The organism is Paraburkholderia sp. (assembly GCF_036488505.1).
Taxonomy (GTDB): Bacteria; Pseudomonadota; Gammaproteobacteria; order Burkholderiales; family Burkholderiaceae; genus Paraburkholderia.
The window spans coordinates 1-21,882 of sequence record NZ_DASXHN010000410.1; the positions used below are offsets into that span (position 1 = coordinate 1).

Here is a 21,882-nt window from a genome sequence, read left to right on the forward strand (position 1 = left end):
TCAAAAGAATAACGATGCCCGTACGATCACGGGGCCGTGAACCCAATTGAACCAACAAGGAGCAGCCATGAAAGCCGTCGGACTCTATCGCTATTTGCCGGTCGATCATCCCGAGGCACTCGTCGACGTCGAGATTGCGCAGCCGCAAGCCAACGGACGCGATCTGCTGGTGAAGGTCGAAGCCATTTCGGTGAACCCGGTCGATACCAAGGTGCGCGCGCCGAAGGATACGGTCGAACAGGCGCCGCGCGTGCTGGGCTGGGATGCGGCCGGCACGGTCGTCGCGGTGGGGCCGGATGTCACGCTGTTCAAGGTCGGCGATCCGGTGTTCTACGCGGGCAGCATCACGCGGCCGGGCGCGAACAGCGAGTTTCATCTGGTCGACGAACGGATCGCCGGTCATAAGCCGGCCTCGCTCGATTTCACGCACGCGGCCGCATTGCCGCTCACCACGATCACCGCGTGGGAGGCGCTGTTCGATCGCCTCGGCGTGTCGCCGCAAGGCGCGCACGAAGGCCGCACCGTGCTGATTTTCGGCGGCGCGGGCGGGGTGGGCTCGATCGGCATCCAACTGGCGAAACAGCTGGCGAAGCTGACCGTGATCGCGACCGCATCGCGGCCCGAATCGGCGAAATGGGCGCGCGATCTGGGCGCGGATCACGTCGTCAATCACTTTGGCGACCTGTCCGCGCAACTGAAGGAGATCGGCATCGAGCAGGTCGACTATGTGCTGATCTTCAACGACACCGACCGTAATTTTCCGGCCGCCGCGCAACTGATCAAGCCGCAGGGCGGCATCTGTACGATCGTCGAAAACAGCGCGACGCTGCCGGTCGAACTGCTGAAGGCGAAAAGCGCGGCGTTTCATTGGGAGTTCATGTTCACGCGCTCGATGTTCGGCACGCCCGACATGATCGAACAGCACAAGCTGCTGACCGAGGTCGCGCGCCTCGTCGACGCGGGCACGCTGCGCACGACGCTCGGCGAGGACCTCGGCAGGATCAACGCGGAGAACCTGCGCCGTGCGCATCGCTTGCTCGAGGAAGGGCGCGCGATCGGCAAGCTCGTGCTGACGGGGTTCTGATCGCACAGCTGACGGGATGTGAAGTAGAAGGGCAAGCCTCCTCCGGCGCGCGCACACGATACCGTCGAAGCTCGGACGAAATCAAACCGGCGCGCAGAAACGGCTTGCCCGCAAGCGGGGTAACACCCGAGCCGGCCGCGCACGCGCGGCAGGTTGCTTGGCGGTAGACTGGCAGCGCAGCATGCTAAAACGGTTGCGTGTCTTGCGGCCCTGCCCGGCGGTGCGCGTGTGTGCAAGCCGGAGCGGGTAATGCGCGGGCAGTAGCGCGGACGCAAGCGCGCAGCGGCACAACAACGAGGTGACAGTATGAGCTTCCGCTTCAAACTCTCCGCCGTTTCCGTTGTCGCTTGTCTCGGCTGCGCGCTGATGCCGGCCGCTCACGCAGCTACGCCGATCACCGTCACGTCGCAGGCCGCGCTCGACGGTCCGATCCGTTACACCGTGCGCGTCACGTCGAAACAGTTCGGCAATTCCCAGGAAACCCGCACGATCCGCTCCGGCGAGTCGGACGACTTCACGTGGAAGACGGTGCCGCCGGGCGGCCCGGTGCCCGGCACCGACGCGTGCCCGAACTATTCGTCGCTACCGCTCGATTCCAATGGCGCGATGATCCGTCAGACTCAAATCCGCTTTGCGCCGGTGGTGTCCAAGGATGGCACCGCGAATGTGCAGCTCAGTTTTCAGGCCCAAACGCCGCACGGCCTGAAGACCGTGACCAGCGGCGGCAAGACGCTCAAATGTCCGAACGATGTCACGATGAGCCAGATCGTGCGGTTCACGATGCCGGTCAACGGCAGCACGAAGACGCTGACTCTCAGCGATGGCACCGAGGTGGCGGTCAGCGCGAAGCGGTGAACTCCGCGATGCGAGTGTGCGCGAGTATGCGGGTGCACGCGCCACCTGTCGGACGCGAGACAATGGCGAGGGCCAGCGGCTTAGCCGTTGTCCGCCCGCTCCACCAGCCGCGCCGGCAAGAACTGATGCTCCGCTGAGAAGAGCCGCCGATACGTGAGCAGCACCGCGCCCACCGTGCCCAACGCCGACGCCGCGGCAATCAGAAACATGATGACGATCTGATAGCGCACCGCCTGCAACGGCGACTGGCCGGCCAGCACCTGGCCGGTCATCATGCCCGGCAGGCTCACGACGCCGACTACCGCCATCTGGTTCAGCGTCGGCATCATGCCGGCACGCACCGCCTGGCGCGCCGGCGACTGCGCCGCTTCCCAGCGGGTCGCGCCGAGTGCGAGCGCCATCTCGACGCGGTCACGCCGCGCGGTCAACTCATCGATCATCCGCTCGACGCCGAGCGACACGCCGGTCAGCGTATTGCCGAGGATCATGCCGAGAATCGGAATCGCATACTGTGGCTCGTACCAGGGGTGAATGCGGATCACGACGAACAGCCCCACCGCGGCGACGAGCCATGAACTGACCCAGATCGACACCACGCTGTCGGCGCGTTGCCCGCTGTAACCGCGGCGACCGCGCTGCGCGCCGGCAAAACCGGCGATCAGCGTCATGACGATCATCAGCGGCAGCACCACGTACCAGCGGTTGAACTGAAATATCCAGCCGAGCACATAGCCGATCGCGAGCAATTGCAACACCGTGCGCACCGCAGCCCATGCAAGCTTGCGTTCGAGATCGAGTTTGAGCGCGATCGAGACCGCGCCATTCACGACGATCAGCAGCGTCGCGATCGCGACATCCCACAGACTCAGGTTCTGCAGATTCATTGGCGCGGCTCCGGCCTGGCGTTTTTGGGGGCGTCGGCCGGGGTGTTCTCCGGGGCGTTCTGCACGGCGTCGCGATGCAGGCGCTGCGGCGCTTGCTCGAGCGCGGCTTCTTCGAGCACGCCGGCACGCATCGTCAGATGCCGCTCGCTCATCCGCGCGGCCTGCTCCGGATCGTGCGACACCCATATCGACGCGTGACGATCGGGCGCCGCGTCGAACCATGCTCGCACCAGCGCCTCGATCGCGCGCGAGGACGCCGGATCGAGCGCCGCGGTCGGCTCGTCGAGCAGCAGCACGTCGGGGGCGAGTTGCAGCACGCGGATTAGCGCGGCGATCTGCGCTTCGCCGCCGGACAGTTCGCTCGCGCGCTTGCCGAGAAAATCGCCTCCACGGCCCGCCTGCGCGGCGAGCGCCGCGGCCCGCTCGCGATCGAAATGCACGTCGTGATAAGCGCGCAAGCCGAACGGATAGCGCAGATTGTCCTCGACGCTACCGTCGATCAGCGCGGGCCGCTGGCGGATATACGCAACCTCGCGGCGGTAGCGCGGAATCGCCGCGCGCTCGATGCGCGCGCCATGCCACAGGATGCGGCCGGTATCGAGCGGATCGAGCAACGCGAGCGCGCGCAGAAGCACGCTTTTTCCCGAGCCGGACGGCCCGGTGATCGCGACGCGTTCGCCGGCGCGCAGCGCGAAGGTGGTCGGCTGCAGCAGTGTCTGGCCGCGCTGCGTATCGCGTCGCGCGATGCGCTCGGCGAGCACGAGGGGAACATCGGTCATGGTTGGATCGTCGTGGAAGGCGTTCAGGCGACAGCGCGTCACAAGTCTTGGATCGATTCGTGGCTCGATGGCCGCCGAACCGTGCGCAATGATAGAACGACCGGAGGCTAATCAGGCACAGCAGCAACGCAACATCGGCGCGGACCAACCACGACTGCGCAGTGCGGCTCGCCGCTCGCCGCCGGGCATGCTAACTGCTGCGCGACGGCAACGGAGAACAACACGCGGAGCGTCTCAATGGCTGGGTCGAGCAGCGTCGAAAGACGGATTGGAAAAGTCGTCGCGTGGGTGCTGGGCACGCTGATCGTCCTGGTCGTCGCGCTCGCGATCTTCGTGGCGACCTTCGACTGGAACCGCGCCCGGCCTTACATCAACGACAAGGTGACCCAGGCGATCGGCCGGCCGTTCGCGATCAACGGCGATCTGAAAGTGGGCTGGCGGCATGCGACCGGCGTAGGCGGCTGGCGCGGCTGGGTGCCGTGGCCGCGCTTCTCGGCGGCCAACGTGACCGTGGGCAATCCCGACTGGGCCAAACGGCCGCAATTCGCGACGCTCGACGAAATCGACTTCGAGGTCGAGGTGCTGCCGCTGCTCGCGCACGACATCGTGATTCCGTCGATCAATCTGGTGAATCCGTCAGTCGATCTCGAACGTCTGGTCGACGGACGCGACAACTGGACCTTCAAGCTGCCGTCCTCGAGCAAACCATCCGAATGGAAGCTCGACCTGCATGACATTGCGTTCGCCAAGGGCAATATCGCGCTGTCGGATCAGCAGAAGAAGGTCGAACTGGCGATGACCGTCGATACGCTCGGCCAGCCGATCCCGATCGGCGACGCGTTGAAGCAGCAGCAAGCGGCTTCGCGCAGTGCGTCGGCGCAGGCGGTCGGCAAGGAGGGCGCGCACCGGCTCGCCGCTCAGGCCGACGCTCAGGCCGACGCTCAGGCCGCGTCGGAGGCGAAGGCGGCGTCCGACGCGAACGCGTCCCACGCGTCGGCCACGGCGGCACAAGCGTCGGCAGCTTCCGGCGCACCTGCGGCGAGCGCTGCGGCTGTGGCGAACGAAACCGCCAGCACCAGCGCGACCACAGTCGAAACCGCATCAGGCGCGAGCGAAACCACCAGCGCGTCCGGCGCCGCTGGGACCCCGCGCGCGACGCCGCTCTACGCGATCGCCTGGACCGCCAAAGGCACGTACAACCGCACGCCGGTCTCCGGCAGCGGCAAGGTCGGCGGCGTGCTCGCGCTCCAGGATGCGAGCAGGCCGTTCCCGTTGCAAGCGGACCTCAAAGCGGGCGATCTGCATATCGCGTTCGTCGGCACAGTGACCGATCCCGCGCATCTCGCCGCGCTCGATCTGCGGCTGTGGCTGCAGGGCAGCAGCATGGCGCGCCTCTATTCGCTGACCGGCGTGACGTTGCCCGACACGCCGCCGTACGCGACCGAGGGTCGCCTGATCGGCCACTTCAACGCCAACGGCAACGTATTCACGTACGAAAACTTTACAGGGCGGGTCGGCGGCAGCGATCTCAACGGTTCGCTGACCTATACGGCGCGTAAGCCGCGTCCGTTGCTGAAGGGCGAACTCGTGTCGCATCTGCTGCAGTTCTCCGATCTCGCGCCGGTGATCGGCGCCGATTCGAAAGCGAGCAAGGCGCGCCGCGGCGACGCGACCGCGCAGCCGAGCGGCCGTGCGCTGCCGGTGGAAGAGTTCCGCACCGACCGCTGGAAGGCGATCGACGCCGACGTGAAATTCACCGGCCGGCGCATCCTCAGGAATTCGGATCTGCCGATCACCGATCTCTATACGCACGTGGTGATGACCGACGGCGTGCTGTCGCTCGAGCCGCTGAAGTTCGGTGTCGCGGGCGGCTCGCTCGCGTCGGATATTCACCTCGATGGCGCGAGCGTGCCGCTGAAGGGACGCTTCGCGATGCAGGCGCGGCATCTGAAGCTGAAACAGCTATTCCCGAACTTCAAGACGATGCAGAACGCGCTCGGCGAAATCAACGGCGACGCGTCGCTTTCCGCCACCGGCAATTCGCCAGCGGCGCTCGCGGCGACCTCGAATGGCGAGGTCAAGGCGCTCGTCACGCAGGGCACGGTCAGCCGTCTGCTGATGGAGGCTGCCGGGCTGAATGTCGCGAACGTCGTGTATGAAAAACTATTCGGCAGTCGGGACGTGAATATCAACTGCGCGGCCGCCGATTTTGTCGCGACCAACGGCGTGCTCGAATCGCGCGTGTTCGCACTCGACACCGGCGACGCTGTGATCAATATCGACGGTAACGTGAATATGCGCGACGAGACGATGAACCTCGGCGTGCATCCGCATACGAAAGGCTTCCGCGTGTTTTCGCTGCGCTCGCCGCTGTATGTGAAGGGCACGTTCAAGAATCCGCACGTCGGCGTGAATGCCGCGGCGCTTGCGTTGCGCGGCGGCGCGGCGATCGGGCTCGGGCTGATCAATCCGTTCGCCGCGCTGTTGCCGCTGCTCGCGCCGAGCGACAACAAGCCGTTGCCGTGCGCGGCGTTGCTCGCACAGGTCAAGCAGCCGCCGAAGGCGCCCCCGCCGGGCGTCAAGCAGCCGCTAAAAGCGCCGCTTTCTCTCGATGGCGTGCCGGTGAACAAATCGTCGGGCGGCGCGTCGTCGCCCGCTGCGACGGACCGCAAGCCCGCGGTGGTGTCGCCAGCAAGCGCGGCGCAATACAAAGGCAGTTGATGCTTATCGATCTGCCGGCAGACTGGCTGACCTGGAGCTTCGGCGGCGCGCTGTGTGTCGTGTTTCTATGGCTGATCAGCGTGCCGCCAGCGCCCGATAGCGGCGCCGATGCGATAGCCGAATAAACGGGGTGGCGCGGTGCATGCACGGATGCATGCATGTGCAAGCACACGCGCAAGCACGATGAAGGGTTGGGTGTAGTGAAACGAAAGGGAAAGCTCACGCCGCGCGCGCCGGGCCCGGGCGACAGACCGCGCCGACCCGACGGCGCACGCGTGAACACAATACGAGCCGTCGCCAAAAAAAAAACCAACTACGGTTCAACCGCACCGCGCGGTCGTGCGCGTCTGAGGGCAGCACTGAGATTGACCTTGCGTCAGTCGGCTGCGTCAGCGGGCTCGCCTGAGTGCCTGCCTGAATGGCCCTGCGTTGGCGCGTCTAGCGCAACGAACGCGGTGTCGCGTCGCCGGCCGCATCCTGCCGGCGCACACCGCGACGCGTGCCGCTGCGTGTCGCGCCAAACTCCGTCAGAATCTTGCCGCGCGCGCGGCTCGCGAAGACGAGGAAGCCGAAACCGTCCGCTTCGTACCAGTAGCCGCCGTTCTCGAGACCGTCGAGCGGCTGCTCCAATGCGTTGGTGATGGATTCGATGCAGCGCCGCCGCAGTTCGGCGGGCGCGGGGTAGGGGGGCTGCGCGCCGCGCACGCTGCACAGGAGTACGTCGAGTCCGGGCAGCACGTGCGCATAGAGCACCGGCTCGTCTTGCGCGCGGGCGCGCGCGATCTTGGTGTCGAGTTGACTGAACGGCTTGAAATGCCGTAGAACCGCGAGGAACGACTCGTCGCCGTCCACCTTCGCGCGCCTACGCTTTTTCGGGAAGGACATAAAAATTCGCCTGAAAAAGAATTGCAAGAAACGCTGCGTCCTCATGCGACCACTCCCGGCTTTCGCGCGCCGCACGTCGATCTTTTATAGCATACGACAAGGCTGGACTCACGGTGATTCGACGCATGCGCCGCTTCACCGCCTCCCGCACGAATCATGCCGAACCGCCTCGCCGCGCGCATTCGCATCCCAGCACACCTTGTCTCCATCATAGACGCACGCGGCGCCGAAAAAACATCTTCTGCCAATAAAAAAGTCATTTCTGTGTGCGCCAGGACCTGCTGAGCTCACGTTGAAATATCTCGGATTCACGTCGATAATGGCCCGTCCGACCGCGGCTCGCGCGCCTTCGCGGGGCGCGACGAGGGCGCGCGAGCCGCGTCGCGAATGACAGCCTGAACACCCTGACGGGAACATGAAACTATTCACGAAGGGTCTGCTGCTGATTGCGGTGCCGAGCGTCGTCGAACTGGCGCTGCTCGGCGTCGTCTTCGATACGCAGCAGCGGACCGCGCAGGCCGCGCAGTGGGTCGATAACAGCCAGCAGATCCTCTATCAGTCGTCGGCACTCGCCGATCCGCTGCTGCGTCAGGCGGCGCGCGTGCGCGCGGCGATGGTCACACGCGATGCAGCGCTGGTCGACCGCCACGCGGTGTGGGTCGATCTCAACGACCGGCTCGCGAAACTCGATGCGCTGGTGGCGGACACGCCGCGGCAGGCCGGCCGCGTACGCAACATGCGGCGCGCGGTCGACGCCTATCGCGAGCAGAGCATCGCGATCTCGCAGGCGCTGCATGAAGGCCGCAGCCTCACGCCATATGTCGCGCTCGAAACCAATGCGTTGCCACCACAGATCGCCGCGTTTCGCGACGAGCTCGCCGAATTCGGCGCGGCCGCGTCGCGGCTCGACGCCGAACGGTCGGTCGCGCTCGCGCAGCGGCGCGCGCATCAGCAGTACGCGCTGATCGCCGCCGTGGTGGGCTCGATGCTGATCTGGGCGGGCACCGCGGTGGTGTTTGCGCGCAGCATCGGCCGGCGGCTCGAAGTGTTGACCGATAACGCCGAGCGGCTCGGCAGCGGCAGGCCGCTCGCCGCACCGTTGTCGGGCAGCGACGAAATCGCCGGTCTCGACACCGTGCTGCATCAGACGGACGCGCGTCTGCGCGAGGCCGACACCGCGCAGGCCGCGTTGAAAAGGCAACTCGAAACGCGTGCGCGCGAGCTGTCGGCGGTCAATGAGGCATTGCGCCAGGAAACCCAGGACAACGAGATGTTCATCTACAGCGTGTCGCACGATCTGCGCTCGCCGCTCGTGAACCTGCAAGGCTTCTCGAAAGAACTGCACGTGTCGTGCGATGAACTCGACAAGCTGGTCGGCGACGCGCGTCTGCCTGGCGACGAACATCGGCGCATCACACGTATTCTCGATGGCGACGTGCGCGAATCGCTGCACTATCTGCGCGCGGGAGTAGCGCGCGCGGCGGCAATCATCGACGCACTGCTGCGGATTTCACGCGCCGGGCGGCTCGAATATCAGTGGCAGCGCGTGAGCGTCGGGCGCGTCGTGGGACGTGTGGTCGACGCCATGCAGGGGGCGATCAGCCAGCGCGCGGCGGTCGTCACCGTGCGCGAGCTGCCGCCCGCGTGGGGCGACCCGGCGGCGCTCGAGCAGATCTTCGCGAGCCTGATCGGCAACGCGCTGAATTTTCTGGATCCGGCGCGCAGCGGACGCATCGAGGTCGGCGCGCTCGAGCCCGAACCCGTCGACGCCAGCGAGCAGCGCGCGGTGCGCATGCGTACCTATTACGTGCGCGACAATGGTCTTGGGATTCCGGCCGCCTATCTGTCGAAAGTGTTTCGCGCGTTCCAGCGCCTGCATGGCGACGTCGCGCACGGCGACGGCATCGGCCTCGCGGTGGTGCGGCGCACGGTCGAGCGGCACGGCGGGCGGGTCTGGGTCGAATCGGCCGAAGGCGCGGGCTCGACCTTTTTCGTCGTGCTGCCCGAGCAGCCGGTGCGGGTCTGAGCGTCAGGAACACGCGTCGGGTTGCGCGTCCGATTGCGCCGGCTGGTCTATCCTGCACGCGTGAGTGCTGCGGGGCGTCGCGGGTAAGGAAATTTGCACTACCGTTCGCGAGAAGCGTCGACAGAACGCTGTCGGCACGAAAATCGGCATCAACACGGCACGCCAATCGTCAACCGCCATGCGCGGCCAATCGTCAGCAGGGGGAGCATATGGATCATGCACAAACGGTCAGCATCGTGCTGATCGAGGATGACGATGGACATGCGACGCTCGTCAAGCGCAATCTGCGCCGTGCCGGTATTGCGAACGGCTTCCTGCGGTTTCGCGACGGCCAGCAGGCGCTCGATTATTTCTTTGGCCCCGCGTCGGCGCAGCCTCTCACCGATGCGGACGGCCATCCGTATCCGCCGCGCGAGGATCTCGAGAATTTCGTCGTGCTGCTCGATCTGAAGATGCCGCGCGTCGACGGCTTCGAAGTGCTGCGGCGTCTGAAGGAGTCGCCCGAGACCGCCGAGGTCCCGGTCATCGTGCTGACCACCACCGACGATCCGCGCGAAATCGCGCGCTGCTACGAACTCGGCTGCAACGTCTATGTCTGTAAGCCGGTCGAATACGATACGTTCATCGAGGCGGTGCGCCGGCTGGGTTTTTTCCTTCAGGTCGTCAAGCTGCCGCCGGGGCACCGCCTGGCAGCGCGGTGAACGGCCAGGCGCGCAACCGGTCGTGGCCGCCAACGGATTGGCGGGCGGGCCGACGCGCGCGATCAGTGCCACCCGTCGCGCCGGCGGGCGACACGATCGACCTCTGCTCAGCGTCGAACCGCAGCACCCGCATACGCGTGAAACTGTCCGAAAGCCGTGCATGACAAGATGAGCCAACGAACCCGCCAGAGAAAACCCGCATGATCGAAGAAGTGTCCACGCCGCACGCCGCGTATGTGCTCGTTGTCGACGACGACGAGGGCATCCTGCGGCTCGCGCGCCGGTCGCTCGAACGCGCCGGCTGCCAGGTGGCGATCTGCGCCGGCGTCGAGGCGGCCCGCGAGCGGCTCGCAACTGGCGGCCCCGATCTGCTGGTGCTCGACTACCAGTTGAGCGGACCGGAGACCGGTCTCGATTTCTTTCGCCATCTGCGCGCCGAAGGGATTCAGATTCCGGCGATCCTGGTGACCGGCTTCACCGACGAATCACGCGTGATCGAGGCGCTGCGCGCGGGCGTGTCCGATGTGGTGCCGAAGTCCGGCGACTATCTGGACTATTTGCCCGAGGCAGTCGAGCGTGTGCTGTCGCAGGTGCGTCTGCAACGCGCGTCGGACGAGGCGCGGCTGCTGCGCGATCGCGAGCTGCATTACCGCACGCTGTCCGAGACGCTGCCGCACCTCGTGTTCACCTGCAACGCGGCCGGCGACTGCGATTTCCTGTCGAAGCAATGGTACGACTACAGCGGGCTGTCCGAGCACCGTTCGTACGGGCTCGCGTGGCTCGGTGCCGTCCATCCGGACGATCGCGAGGAGATCCGCCGCAGCTGGCTCAAGGCGGTGACGGGGCAAAGCGGCGAGTACCGGCACGAGATGCGGATTCGCCGTTACGACGGCGAATATCGCTGGTTCGACATGCGCGTGGTCGCGATGCGCGACGCCGAGAATAACGTCAGCAAATGGTTCGGCAGTTGCACGGACATTCATTCGGAGCGCGAGGCGACCGAGGAGCGCGAACGGCTGCTCGCGTCGGAGCAGGCCGCGCGCCAGGCCGCCGAAGAGGCGAACCGCGCGAAGGACCGGTTTCTCGCGATGCTGTCGCACGAATTGCGCACGCCGCTCACACCGGTGCTGGCCGGCGCGAGCGTGCTCGATATGATGCCCGGTCTGCCCGACCAGGCGCGCAGCAGCGTGCGGATGATCCGCCGCAATATCGAACTCGAGGCGCGGCTGATCGATGATCTGCTCGATCTGACGCGTGTCGCGAACGGCAAGCTGCGTCTGTCGCTCGAAACCGTCGACGTGCACGACGTGATCGACAGTGTGCTCGAACTCTTTCGCAGCGAGATCCAGGTCAAGCAGCAGGACGTGCACGTGGCCAAGCACGCGACCCATCACTATGTGCTCGCCGACCGCGCGCGTTTGCAGCAGATGCTGTGGAACCTGATTCGCAATGCCGCGAAGTTCACGCCGGACGGCGGCCATATCTACGTGCGCACGCGCGACGAACGCATGCAGGTGCAGATCTCGGTCGAAGATACAGGCATCGGCATCGAGCCCGAACAGATCGGCAAGCTGTTCAACGCATTCGAGCAGGGCGACCAGAACATGACGCGGCAATTCGGCGGCCTCGGCCTCGGTCTGGCGATCACGAAGGCGCTAACCGACGTGCACGGCGGCGTCGTCACCGCGCAGAGCCCGGGCCCGCACTGCGGCGCGACCTTCACGATCACGCTGCCGACCGCGGCCGCGCCGGCCGCGGTGCAGCCGGTCGTCGTGCCGAGCACGGTGCAGCCGGCGAGTTTGTTGACCGTGCTGCTGATCGAGGATCACGCGGACACCGCCGAAGTGATGGCGCAACTGATCCGCAGCCTGGGTCACGACGTGACGGTGGTCGGCCGCGTCGACGACGCGCTGGCCGCGACGCAGTTGCAGCGCTTCGATCTGATTGTCAGCGATGTCGGCTTGCCGGACGGCACCGGCCTCGATTTCATCGAGGCGTTTCGCGAGCATTCGGACGTGCCGGCCGTCGCGCTGACCGGCTTCGGCACCGATGAGGACGTGCGCCGTTGCCTCGCCGCGGGCTTCACGTCGCATCTGACCAAACCGGTGAACTTCGGCCAGCTGGAAGCGACGATCGAAAGCGCGGCGCAGTTGAAGGCGCGCAACGGCGAGTGACGCGTTTGCATCGATGTCGCCGGGAGCAAAGGGAAAACACAAAAGCCTGTTGCGACGGCAATCGCAACAGGCTTTTGTGTTTCATTGTTTCCAGCCGTTAAACCTCAAAGGCCAGATCTTCGATTCATATTTAACGTGGCGAGTTATTCAACGTATCGCGAATCTCACGCAGCAGCAGCACGTCTTCCGGCACAGGTGGCGGCTCGGCCGGCTTGGCTTCCTCCGGTTTGCGCAGATTGTTGATGAACTTGACCATCAGGAAAATAATAAACGCGAGAATGATGAAGTTGATCAGCACGGTAATGAACGAACCATAGCCGATTACCGCGACGCCTGCCGTTTGCAGGTCTTTATACGAGTCGGGGTTGCCTTTGTAGGTCGGCGGGATATGGCCAAGGCGAATGAACAGATTGGAGAAGTCGAGGCCGCCGGTGGCAAGCCCGACGACCGGCATGATCAGGTCTTTAACCACGGAATTGACAATGCTGGAAAATGCGCCGCCGATAATCACACCAACGGCGAGATCCATCACATTGCCCTTCAGAGCAAATTCCTTGAATTCCTTGACCATGCTCATACAAGTACCTCCCCAGACATGAATAGCTAAATCATACCAATCTGAGACGGATAGGCTAGTGTTTAGCGGCAACGTCAATGCATGTTTCCGTGCACGCCGATACTAACGGGGAAACTGCGACTCGCTATGACGCGCGCGCTCGATATGCGCGGCAAAACTGACCGGATCGATATTCGTGCCGCACAGCAGGATGCCGACGCGTTTGCCATTCAGGCGCTCGCGCAATGGGCCGAGCAGCGCCGCGGTGGCGGCCGCGCACGCCGGTTCGACCGCCAGCTTCAACTGCTCGAACAGAATTAGCATCGCCGCGCGCAACTGGTCGTCGGATACGGTCACCAGTTGATCGATATGGCGGCGGCACAGCTCATAGCTGTATTGCTCGCAATGCGGCGACATCAGCGAATCGGCGATGCTGTGCATATGGCCCATCCTGACCGTATGGTTGGCGGCAAAACTCCTGCTCATCACGTCCGAGCCTTCGGGCTCGACGCCATACACATGCACATTCGGATTTGCGAGCCGCAGCGCGGTGGCGACACCGGCGGCGAGGCCGCCGCCGCCGACCGGCACGATCGCCGCTTCGAGATCGGGCGTTTGTGTCGCCCATTCGTAGCCGAGCGTGGCCGAGCCGAGCACCGTTCGATAGCCGTTGAACGGGTGCACGAAATAGCGGCCTTCCTCGGCTTCGATGCGCCGTACGAGTTCGAACGCCTCGGCGAGATCTTCCGCATACACGATATCGGCGCCGTACTCGTGGCATAGCGCAATGCGCGCCGGGTTCACCTTCCTGAACAACACGACCTTCGCGCTCACGCCGAGCCGCATCGCGGCATACGCGACCGCCACCGCATGATTGCCGCCCGATACGCAGGTCACGCCCGCGCTCTTTTGCGTGTCGTCGAGCGCGAGCAGATTGGTGAACGCGCCGCGCGCCTTGAAGCTGCCGCCCGCCTGCAACAGTTCGAACTTGAAATTGACCACGGTGCCGTGCAACGACGAAAAGTCGAGCCGGTCGAATACCGGGGTTCGCGCGACCCACGGCGTCAACGCAAAATGCTGCGCGGCGATGTCGTCGAGCGTGGGGATCGGCTCGCCGTCGATCGTGTGGTCGGTATGCTGCGGGGTGGCGGTTGACATGGCGTGGCACCGAAGGCGTCGATAAGGCTGAGACCCGTTTTGCCGCGCGCAGTTTCCGTGCGGCTGCGCGCCACAAACTTATGACTTCGCGTCACGACTGCGCGCGATTACCGCGCGGCCTCGACCGACATGCTGTGGATGAACTTGCGCAAAAAACGCTCGCACGCGGCCAACTGTTCGAGTTCGACGAATTCGTTCGCCTTGTGCGCCTGCTGGATGTCGCCGGGCCCGCAGACGATGCTCGGGATGCCCGCGTTCGAAAACAGCCCCGCCTCGGTGCCGTACGCGACCTTGCGCTTGTCCTGATCGGCGGTGAGCGCGCGCACCAACTGCGTGATCGCCGCCTGTTCGGACGCATCGAGCCCGGGCGCCGCGGCGATCTTGGTGATCTCGATCGCGGCCGACGGATGCTCGCGCAACATTTTCGGCAGCAGCGTTTCGCGCGCGTACGTATCGATGCGCGCGAAAATCGACTCGGGATCGAGCGTCGGCAGATTGCGGAATTCAAACTCGAACTTGCATTCGGCCGGCACCGTGTTCATCGCGTTGCCGCCGATGATCGTGCTGGTCTGCGCGGTGCTGAACGGCACGTCGTACTGTTCGTCGAACGGGCCTTGCGCGCGGAACTGATCGGCCATGTCGCGGATGTAGCAGATCAGGCGCGCCGCGTATTCGATCGCGTTCAGGCCCTTAGGCGTCAGCGACGAATGGGCGGCCTGGCCGCGCACGCAGCACTGGTATGCGTTGATGCCCTTGTGCGCGATGATCGGGCGCATGCTGGTCGGCTCGCCGACGATGCAGCCATCCGGCTTCACGCCGCGCTTCATCAGATCGGCGATCAGCAGCGGCGCGCCGACGCAGCCCACTTCCTCGTCGAACGACAGCGCGAAGTGGATCGGCTTCGCGAGCTTCGTGCGCTGCATGTCCGGCACCAGCGCGAGCGCCGCGCCGATAAAACCTTTCATGTCGCAGGTGCCGCGGCCGTACAGTTTGTCGCCGCGCACTTCCGGCTTGAACGGATCGCTGTCCCACTGCTGGCCATCGACCGGCACCACATCCGTGTGACCCGACAGCACCACGCCGCCGTTGGTCTCGCCATCGTGCGCGGGCACCGTGGCGAACAGGTTCGCCCATTTGCCACCTTTGCCGTGGGTGAGCGTCGCATCGATGCCTAGCGCGCGCAGCTCGTCGCGCACGGTTTCGATCAGACCGAGATTCGGATTGCGGCTGACCGTGTCGATCGACACGAGGCGGGTGATCCAGGGGAGCGAAACAGGAGAGCTGGAAGAAGCGGAGGGCGATGGCGACTGCGAAGATTGCGCTGTTTCAGCGACATGAGACATGACTGGACTCCGGCATTTGAGTCTTTCGATCATATCCCAAAAGATATTCGTCAGCGCGTCTGCAAGCGCCGTGCGTATTGGCGCGGCGCAGCATGAACGCGAAAAACGGGTGGACGTCCCCCGTTTTTCTATCCGCATGACCCGAAGGCGGGCCGGCGACGCGCGCATGGTGTGCGCGGGCTGACCATGCGCGGCTCAGCAGGGCCCACGCCGCCAACCTGCGCGAGGCGCGCGCGGCAACACTCGCTGCGGCGGCTCAGCGCGCGGACGCAGCCGCCGCCGTGCCGCGGCTGGGCGTGGCGAGCGCGCGCAGCGTCTCCTTGACGGTCGCGACCCGCACCGTGAAATCGGGGCTGCGCGTTTCGATGCGCAGCTTGTCCTGGCCCGCGAGCTTGATGTGCTTGTGTTTCTGCACCATCTCGATGATCCGCATCGCGTCGATCGGCGGATTCGGGATGAACTGCAGGCCGATCACCGTTTCGGCCGCGTCGATCTTCGAAATGCCGAGCGGCTTCGCGGCCAGCCGCAGACGATGCGTTTCCACCAGCGCGTGCGCCTGCGGCGGCAGCTTGCCGAAGCGGTCGATCAGCTCTTCCTGGATGCCGTCGATCGAATCGTTGTGTTCGCAATTGGCGAGGCGCTTGTACAGCGACAGACGCTCCTGCACGTCGCCGCAATAGTCGGCCGGCAGAATCGCCGGCGTGTGCAGATTGATTTCGGTGGTCGCGGCGAGCGGCGCGGTGAGGTCCGGCTCCTTGCCGTCCTTCAGCGCCTTGACCGCGTCGTTGAGCATGTCGGTATAAAGCTGGAAGCCGATCTCGTGAATCTCGCCCGATTGCTTGTCGCCAAGCACTTCGCCGGTGCCGCGGATTTCGAGATCGTGCATCGCCAGATAGAAGCCCGAGCCGAGTTCTTCCATCTGCTGGATCGCTTCGAGCCGGCGTTGTGCCTGCTTGGTCAGTCCCTGCGGATCGTGCACGAGCAGATACGAGTACGCCTGATGATGCGAGCGCCCGACCCGCCCACGCAACTGGTGCAATTGCGCGAGGCCGAACTTGTCCGCGCGATGGATCAGGATCGTGTTCGCGCTCGACACGTCGATACCGGTTTCGATGATCGTCGTGCACAGCAGCACGTTCGCGCGTTGCGCAACGAAGTCGCGCATCACGCGTTCGAGTTCGCGCTCATGCATCTGACCGTGCGCGACCGCGATGCGCGCTTCGGGCACCAGCGCTTCGAGCATGTGGCGCCGATTCTCGATCGTCTCGACCTCGTTGTGCAGGAAGTACACCTGGCCGCCGCGCTTGAGCTCGCGCAGCATCGCCTCGCGAATCACGCTGTCTTCCTCGCGCCGCACGAAGGTCTTGATCGCCAGACGCTTCTGCGGCGCGGTCGCGATCACCGAGAAGTCGCGCAGACCTTCGAGCGCCATGCCGAGCGTGCGCGGAATCGGCGTCGCCGTCAGCGTGAGCACGTCGACCTCGGCGCGCAACGCCCTCAGCGCCTCTTTCTGACGCACGCCGAAGCGGTGCTCCTCGTCGATGATCACGAGCCCGAGCCGCTTGAACTGCACATCCGACGACAGCAGCTTGTGCGTGCCGATCACGATGTCGACCGTGCCTTCGTTGATCTGCTGGATCGCCGCGTTGACTTCCTTGGTCGACTTGAAACGCGACAGCTCGGCGATGCGCACCGGCCAGTCGGAGAAGCGGTCGGTGAAAGTCTGCGTGTGCTGCTCGGCGAGCAGCGTGGTCGGCGACAACAGCGCGACCTGCTTGCCGCCCATCACCGCGATAAACGCCGCGCGCAGCGCGACCTCGGTCTTGCCGAAGCCGACGTCGCCGCATACCAGCCGGTCCATCGGCTTGCCGCTCGTCATGTCGCCGATCACGGCCGCGATCGCCGCGGCCTGGTCCGGGGTTTCCTCGAAGCCGAAGCTCTCAGCGAACTTCACGTAATCCTTCGGTTCGAGCGCGAACGCATGGCCCGAACGGGCGGCGCGGCGTGCGTACAGATTGAGCAGTTCGGCCGCGGTGTCGCGGATCTGCTGCGCGGCCTTGCGTTTGGCTTTTTCCCACTGGCCCGAGCCGAGCGAGTGCAGCGGCGCGCTTTCCGGATCGGCGCCGCTATAGCGCGAGATCACGTGCAACTGCGCGACCGGCACGTAGAGTTTGCTGTCGCCCGCATATTCGAGGTGCAGGAACTCGGTTTCGCCTTCGCCGAGGTCCATCGTCACGAGGCCCATATAGCGGCCGATGCCGTGTTGCGAATGCACGACCGGATCGCCCACTTTCAGCTCGGACAGGTCGCGCACCATCGAATCGACGTTGCTCGCCTGTTCCTGACGGCGGCGTCCGGCGCGACGCGCGAGCGGCCCGTATAGCTCGGTTTCGGTGACGATCGCGATGCCGTCGCCGGGGACCGCAAAGCCGTTGGCGAGCGGCGCGACGCCGAGCGAGAAAGGCGCGTCGCTCGTCAGCCAGTGCGCGAAGCTGTCGGCCGGCGCGGGTTTCAGCTGGTTGTCGGCGAACAGTTGCTGCAGCGTCTCGCGGCGGCCCGCCGACTCGGCGGTAAACAGCACGCGGTTCGGCGTGCTCGCGAGAAACGCGCGCAATGCGGCGAGCGGGTCGTCGGCGTGACGGTCGATCGCGAGGTTCGGCAGGGCCAGCGACCACGCGCCGTCGCCGTTGCCGGGCAGCACGAGTCGCGCGAACGGCTTGGCGAGGACATAGAAGTCCTCATCCGACAGGAACAGCCGCTGCGGTTCGAGAATCGGCCGGTCGCGATCGTGCGACAGGAAATTGAAGCGCTGCTTCGTGTCGTTGGTGAAGCGCCGGATCGCCGCGTCCAGATCGCCGCTGAACGCGAGTTGCGAGCCTTCCGGCAGATAGTGGAAGAGGGTGGCCGTGTCCTCGAAGAACAGCGGCAGATAGTATTCGATACCGGCCGACGGCACGCCGTTGCCGATGTCCTTGTAGATCGATGCACGGCTCGGATCGCCCTCGAAGGTCTCGCGCCAGCGGCTGCGAAACGCGGTGCGCGCGGCTTCGTCGAACGGGAATTCGCGGCCCGGCAGCAGGCGCACGTCCTTGACCGGGTAGAGGCTGCGCTGCGAGTCGGGATCGAACGCGCGGATCGAATCGACCTGGTCGTCGAACAGGTCGATCCGGTACGGCAGCGGCGAGCCCATCGGGAACAGATCGAGCAGCGAGCCGCGCACGCAGTATTCGCCCGGACGGACGACCTGGCTCACGTGCTCGTAGCCGGCGAGCGTCAGCTGCGCCTTGAGCTTTGCTTCGTCGAGCCGCTCGCCCTGCGAGAACGAAAACGTATAGGCGGCGAGAAACGACGCCGGCGGCATCCGGTACAACGCGGTGGTGGCGGGCACCAGCAGGATGTCGCAACGCCCCTCGCCGAGATCGTGCAGCGTTGCAAGGCGCTCCGAGACGAGGTCCTGGTGCGGCGAGAACGTGTCGTAGGGCAGCGTCTCCCAGTCGGGCAGCAGGCGCACGCGCGCGTCGGGTGCGAAGTAGCCGATTTCCTGCGACAGCCGCTGCGCGTCGACGGCGTTTTCGCAGACGACCGCGAGCAGCGGCATCTTCTCGCGATACGCGAGGTGGTAGCGGGCGATCAGCAGCGCGTCGGACGAACCGCGCGTGCCGTCGAAGGCGAAACGCTGGCCGGCCTTGACGAGCGCGACGGGCGGGGAGGACTGCGAGGATGCGGCGATATCGGGCATAAAGGAGAAAAAGCGGCTCGGGCTCACACGTGACGGCGAAGTTTACGCGGGTACGGGCGTGGGTGGCGAAGGACCTATTATAAAATCTGTCCTTTACTTTGACTTCGCGGCATCCGCACTCGTGACTTCCCGCCTATTTGCCCTGATTCCGTGCGCAGGCACCGGCAGCCGTTCCGGCGCCGCGATGCCCAAACAATATCGCACTGTGGCCGGCCGCGACATGTTGCATTACTCGCTCGCCGCATTCGACGCCTGCTCGGAGTTCGCGCAGACCCTCGTTGTGATCGCCCCCGATGACCAGCATTTCGACGCACGCCGCTTCGGCGGCTTGCGCTTCGCGGTGCGCCGCGGGGGCGGTGCGTCGCGCCAGGCGTCGGTGCTCAATGGGCTGCATGCGCTGGTCGAATTCGGCGCACACGACGACGACTGGGTGCTGGTGCACGACGCGGCGCGCCCCGGCATCACGCCCGCGCTGATCCGCACGCTGATCGGTTCGCTGAAGGACGACGCGGTCGGCGGCATCATGGCGCTGCCGGTCGCCGATACGCTAAAGCGTATCGACGCGGCCGCCGCCGATGGCCGCATCGCCCGCACCGAGGCGCGCGACGGGCTGTGGCAGGCGCAAACGCCGCAGATGTTTCGCATCGGTATGCTGCGCGACGCGATCCTGCGCGCGCAAGCCGATGGTCACGACCTGACCGACGAGGCAAGCGCGATCGAATGGTCCGGCCATGCGCCGAAGCTGGTGCAAGGCAGCCTGCGCAACTTCAAGGTCACGTATCCGGAAGATTTCGACCTGGCCGAGGCGATCCTGAGCCGGCCGGCCGCTTCGTGATGCCGGGCACGGCTGCGCGACCGGACGATGCACCATTTCAATATCGGCGCGCGCATCGGCCGCGCTGATTCAATGCTTCAAAGGCTTCAGCACTCGAGGACGTGACGCAAATGGATTTCAGAATTGGGCAAGGTTACGACGTGCATGCGCTGGTGCCGGGACGCGCGTTGATTATCGGCGGCGTGACGATTCCGTATGAGCGCGGGCTGCTCGGCCACTCGGATGCGGACGTGCTGCTGCACGCGATCACCGACGCGCTGTTCGGCGCCGCCGCGCTCGGCGACATCGGCCGGCACTTCTCCGATACCGACGCGAAGTTCGCCGGCGCGGACAGCCGCGTGTTGCTGCGCGAATGCGCGGCGCGCGTGAAGGCGGCGGGCTTTGCGATCGGCAATGTCGATAGCAGCGTGATCGCGCAGGCGCCGAAGCTCGCGCCGCATATCGAAGGGATGCGCGCGAATATCGCCGCGGACCTGGGGTTGCCAATCGAGCGCGTCAACGTCAAGGCGAAGACGAACGAGAAGCTGGGCTATCTCGGCCGCGGCGAAGGGATCGAGGCGCAGGCTGCCGTGTTGCTGGTCAGGAACTGAATGGTTCCGCGCAAGCGGGGGCGCTACAGTGTCGCGCCGCCGATCGCGCGATTGGACGGACACAGCTCGTCGGTGCGCAGCGCATCGAGGATACGCAACACTTCTTGCGGACTGCGGCCGACGTTCAGGTTATTGACCGACACGTGCTGGATCGTGTTGTCCGGATCGATGATAAAAGTCGCGCGCAACGCGACGCCCGCTTCCTTGTCGCGTATGCCGAGCTGATCGATCAGCTCTCCCTTCACGTCACCGAACGAGTAGTGATTGAGCCTGTCGAGCTCCTTGTTCTCGCGGCGCCAGGCCAGTTTCACGAATTCGTTGTCCACGCTGCCGCCGAGCAGCACCGCTTCGCGGTCCTGGAAATCCTTGACGAGCCGGCTGAAGTCGACGATTTCCGTCGGGCAGATAAAGGAAAAATCCTTCGGGTAGAAGTAGATGATTTTCCACTTGCCCGGAAACGACTGTTCGGTGATATCGATAAACGCCGATACGCCGCGTTCTTCCGGATCATTGAAGCCCGGCTTCGCGGCGGTGACGGTGAACGCTTCGAGTTGATCGCCAACGGTTTTCATGCGGGTACTCCTTTCGCTCACGCGTCGTTATCGCGTTGCTTTGTCAGGTGCCTTTATCAGGTCCCTTTCGCCAACGGAAACTCGATCGTGACCTCCAGCCCCGGTCCCGGCGAGCGGTTGCGCAGACGCAGTGCGCCGCGATAACGCGCGACGAGCCGCTGCACGATCGCCATGCCGAGGCCGGTGCCGTTGGCCTGGGTACGCGCGGTATTCACGCGATAGAACGGCCGCGTGACGAGCGAGAGCTGGTCTTCCGGAATGCCGGGGCCTTCGTCGACGACCGACAACTCGACGCGCGAATGCGATACGCGCGTCTCGAGAATCACATGTGGCACACCGTCGCCGTCGCTGCGTCCGTATTTGCGCGCATTCTCGAGCAGATTGCCGACCACCCGGCGCATGTCGGTTTCGTCGGCCTCGATCACCGCTGAAGCCGCGAGCCGCGTAATCAGCCGCATACTGTCCTCGCTTTGCATGCGCGCGGCGAGCTCGCCCGCGATCACCGACAGATCGACCGGCTCCGGCACGCGCTGCACGGGCCGCGCGTAATCGAGGAAGCGGCCGATGATCATGTCCATCTGTTCGATGTCGTCGACCATCGCGTCTTTGGTCGCCTGATCGGACGGGCTCATTTCGGTTTCGAGCCGCAGCCGCGCGAGCGGCGTGCGCAGATCGTGCGAGATGCCGGCGAGCATCAGCGCGCGATCCGCTTCGAGTTGCTCGAGGTCGCGAACCATTTGATTGAAGCTGCGGTTCGTGTCGGCGGCCACGCCGAGTCCCCGCTCGGGTAGCGGCTCCGGCGCCTGCCCTTGGCCAACGCGGCGCGCGGCGCTCGCGAGCCGGGCGAACGGACGATTCACCAGACTGGTGATGAACGCGGCGCCGAACAGCGACAGCGCGAGCGCGAACGTGCCCCAGCCGAACCATTGCAGCCCGGTGACGCTATCGAGCTGATCGCGGTCGAGCGCAACCCAGTAGTC

General features: G+C 65.2%; 18 protein-coding genes. 9 read left to right on the top strand and 9 right to left on the bottom strand.

Going from position 1 to position 21,882, the window contains the following annotated elements; genetic code table 11:
• Positions 1-67: 67 nt before the first annotated feature.
• Positions 68-1,084, top strand: a complete 1,017-nt coding sequence (locus VGH68_RS23825) for a zinc-binding alcohol dehydrogenase family protein (RefSeq protein ID WP_331606167.1) — start codon at positions 68-70, stop codon at positions 1,082-1,084.
• 306 nt (positions 1,085-1,390) lie between these two features.
• A complete protein-coding gene (locus VGH68_RS23830; protein ID WP_331606168.1) occupies positions 1,391-1,939 on the top strand; it encodes a DUF6013 family protein in 549 nt (182 codons plus the stop codon).
• An 80-nt stretch (positions 1,940-2,019) separates the two neighbouring features.
• Here the strand turns inward: VGH68_RS23830 and VGH68_RS23835 are convergent, their stop codons facing one another.
• The gene (locus VGH68_RS23835; protein ID WP_331606169.1) at positions 2,020-2,823 is read right to left on the bottom strand and encodes an ABC transporter permease; all 804 of its coding nucleotides are present in this window, start codon (positions 2,821-2,823) and stop codon (positions 2,020-2,022) included.
• Positions 2,820-3,602, bottom strand: coding sequence for an ABC transporter ATP-binding protein (locus VGH68_RS23840; protein ID WP_331606170.1), 783 nt, complete (start codon positions 3,600-3,602; stop codon positions 2,820-2,822). The genes VGH68_RS23835 and VGH68_RS23840 overlap by 4 nt, the downstream gene beginning before the upstream one ends.
• 237 nt (positions 3,603-3,839) lie before the next feature.
• Between VGH68_RS23840 and VGH68_RS23845 the strand changes: the two genes are divergently transcribed.
• Together VGH68_RS23845 and VGH68_RS23850 are read left to right on the top strand one after the other, a co-directional pair.
• Positions 3,840-6,323: an AsmA family protein gene (locus VGH68_RS23845; RefSeq protein WP_331606171.1), complete on the top strand. Its 2,484-nt coding sequence runs from the start codon at positions 3,840-3,842 to the stop codon at positions 6,321-6,323.
• Positions 6,323-6,448 (top strand): hypothetical protein, encoded by a 126-nt coding sequence (locus VGH68_RS23850; RefSeq protein WP_331606172.1) that lies wholly within the window; start codon positions 6,323-6,325, stop codon positions 6,446-6,448. The genes VGH68_RS23845 and VGH68_RS23850 overlap by 1 nt, the downstream gene beginning before the upstream one ends.
• Before the next feature lie 313 nt (positions 6,449-6,761).
• On the opposite strand, the gene VGH68_RS23855 is transcribed toward VGH68_RS23850, so the two are convergent.
• On the bottom strand, positions 6,762-7,253 hold the full coding sequence (locus tag VGH68_RS23855) for a hypothetical protein (RefSeq protein WP_331606173.1): 492 nt from the start codon (positions 7,251-7,253) through the stop codon (positions 6,762-6,764).
• A gap of 370 nt (positions 7,254-7,623) precedes the next feature.
• Here VGH68_RS23855 and VGH68_RS23860 point away from each other — a divergent pair, with 370 nt between their 5' ends.
• The 3 genes from VGH68_RS23860 (at position 7,624) to VGH68_RS23870 (ending at position 12,109) form a co-directional block, all read left to right on the top strand.
• The gene (locus tag VGH68_RS23860; protein WP_331606174.1) at positions 7,624-9,234 is read left to right on the top strand and encodes a sensor histidine kinase; all 1,611 of its coding nucleotides are present in this window, start codon (positions 7,624-7,626) and stop codon (positions 9,232-9,234) included.
• A 209-nt stretch (positions 9,235-9,443) separates the two neighbouring features.
• Positions 9,444-9,935, top strand: a complete 492-nt coding sequence (locus VGH68_RS23865; protein ID WP_331606175.1) for a response regulator — start codon at positions 9,444-9,446, stop codon at positions 9,933-9,935.
• Between the two features lie 200 nt (positions 9,936-10,135).
• Positions 10,136-12,109, top strand: a complete 1,974-nt coding sequence (locus VGH68_RS23870; RefSeq protein ID WP_331606176.1) for a hybrid sensor histidine kinase/response regulator — start codon at positions 10,136-10,138, stop codon at positions 12,107-12,109.
• 130 nt (positions 12,110-12,239) lie between these two features.
• On the opposite strand, the gene mscL is transcribed toward VGH68_RS23870, so the two are convergent.
• From mscL to mfd, 4 genes are all read right to left on the bottom strand, one after another.
• Positions 12,240-12,686, bottom strand: coding sequence for a large conductance mechanosensitive channel protein MscL (mscL, locus tag VGH68_RS23875; RefSeq protein ID WP_331606177.1), 447 nt, complete (start codon positions 12,684-12,686; stop codon positions 12,240-12,242).
• A gap of 102 nt (positions 12,687-12,788) precedes the next feature.
• Positions 12,789-13,823: a threonine/serine dehydratase gene (locus tag VGH68_RS23880; protein ID WP_331606178.1), complete on the bottom strand. Its 1,035-nt coding sequence runs from the start codon at positions 13,821-13,823 to the stop codon at positions 12,789-12,791.
• 107 nt (positions 13,824-13,930) lie between these two features.
• Complete coding sequence (gene argE / locus VGH68_RS23885) at positions 13,931-15,166, bottom strand: acetylornithine deacetylase (RefSeq protein ID WP_331606179.1); 1,236 nt, start codon at positions 15,164-15,166, stop codon at positions 13,931-13,933.
• A gap of 256 nt (positions 15,167-15,422) precedes the next feature.
• The gene (gene mfd / locus VGH68_RS23890; protein WP_331606180.1) at positions 15,423-18,905 is read right to left on the bottom strand and encodes a transcription-repair coupling factor; all 3,483 of its coding nucleotides are present in this window, start codon (positions 18,903-18,905) and stop codon (positions 15,423-15,425) included.
• A 121-nt stretch (positions 18,906-19,026) separates the two neighbouring features.
• Here mfd and ispD point away from each other — a divergent pair, with 121 nt between their 5' ends.
• Complete coding sequence (ispD, locus tag VGH68_RS23895; protein ID WP_331606181.1) at positions 19,027-19,740, top strand: 2-C-methyl-D-erythritol 4-phosphate cytidylyltransferase; 714 nt, start codon at positions 19,027-19,029, stop codon at positions 19,738-19,740.
• 110 nt (positions 19,741-19,850) lie between these two features.
• Positions 19,851-20,330, top strand: a complete 480-nt coding sequence (gene ispF, locus VGH68_RS23900) for a 2-C-methyl-D-erythritol 2,4-cyclodiphosphate synthase (protein ID WP_331606182.1) — start codon at positions 19,851-19,853, stop codon at positions 20,328-20,330.
• Between the two features lie 23 nt (positions 20,331-20,353).
• Here the strand turns inward: ispF and VGH68_RS23905 are convergent, their stop codons facing one another.
• Complete coding sequence (locus VGH68_RS23905; RefSeq protein WP_331606183.1) at positions 20,354-20,902, bottom strand: peroxiredoxin; 549 nt, start codon at positions 20,900-20,902, stop codon at positions 20,354-20,356.
• Between the two features lie 56 nt (positions 20,903-20,958).
• A partial coding sequence (locus tag VGH68_RS23910; protein WP_331606184.1) for an ATP-binding protein occupies positions 20,959-21,882 on the bottom strand: 924 nt, incomplete at its 5' end.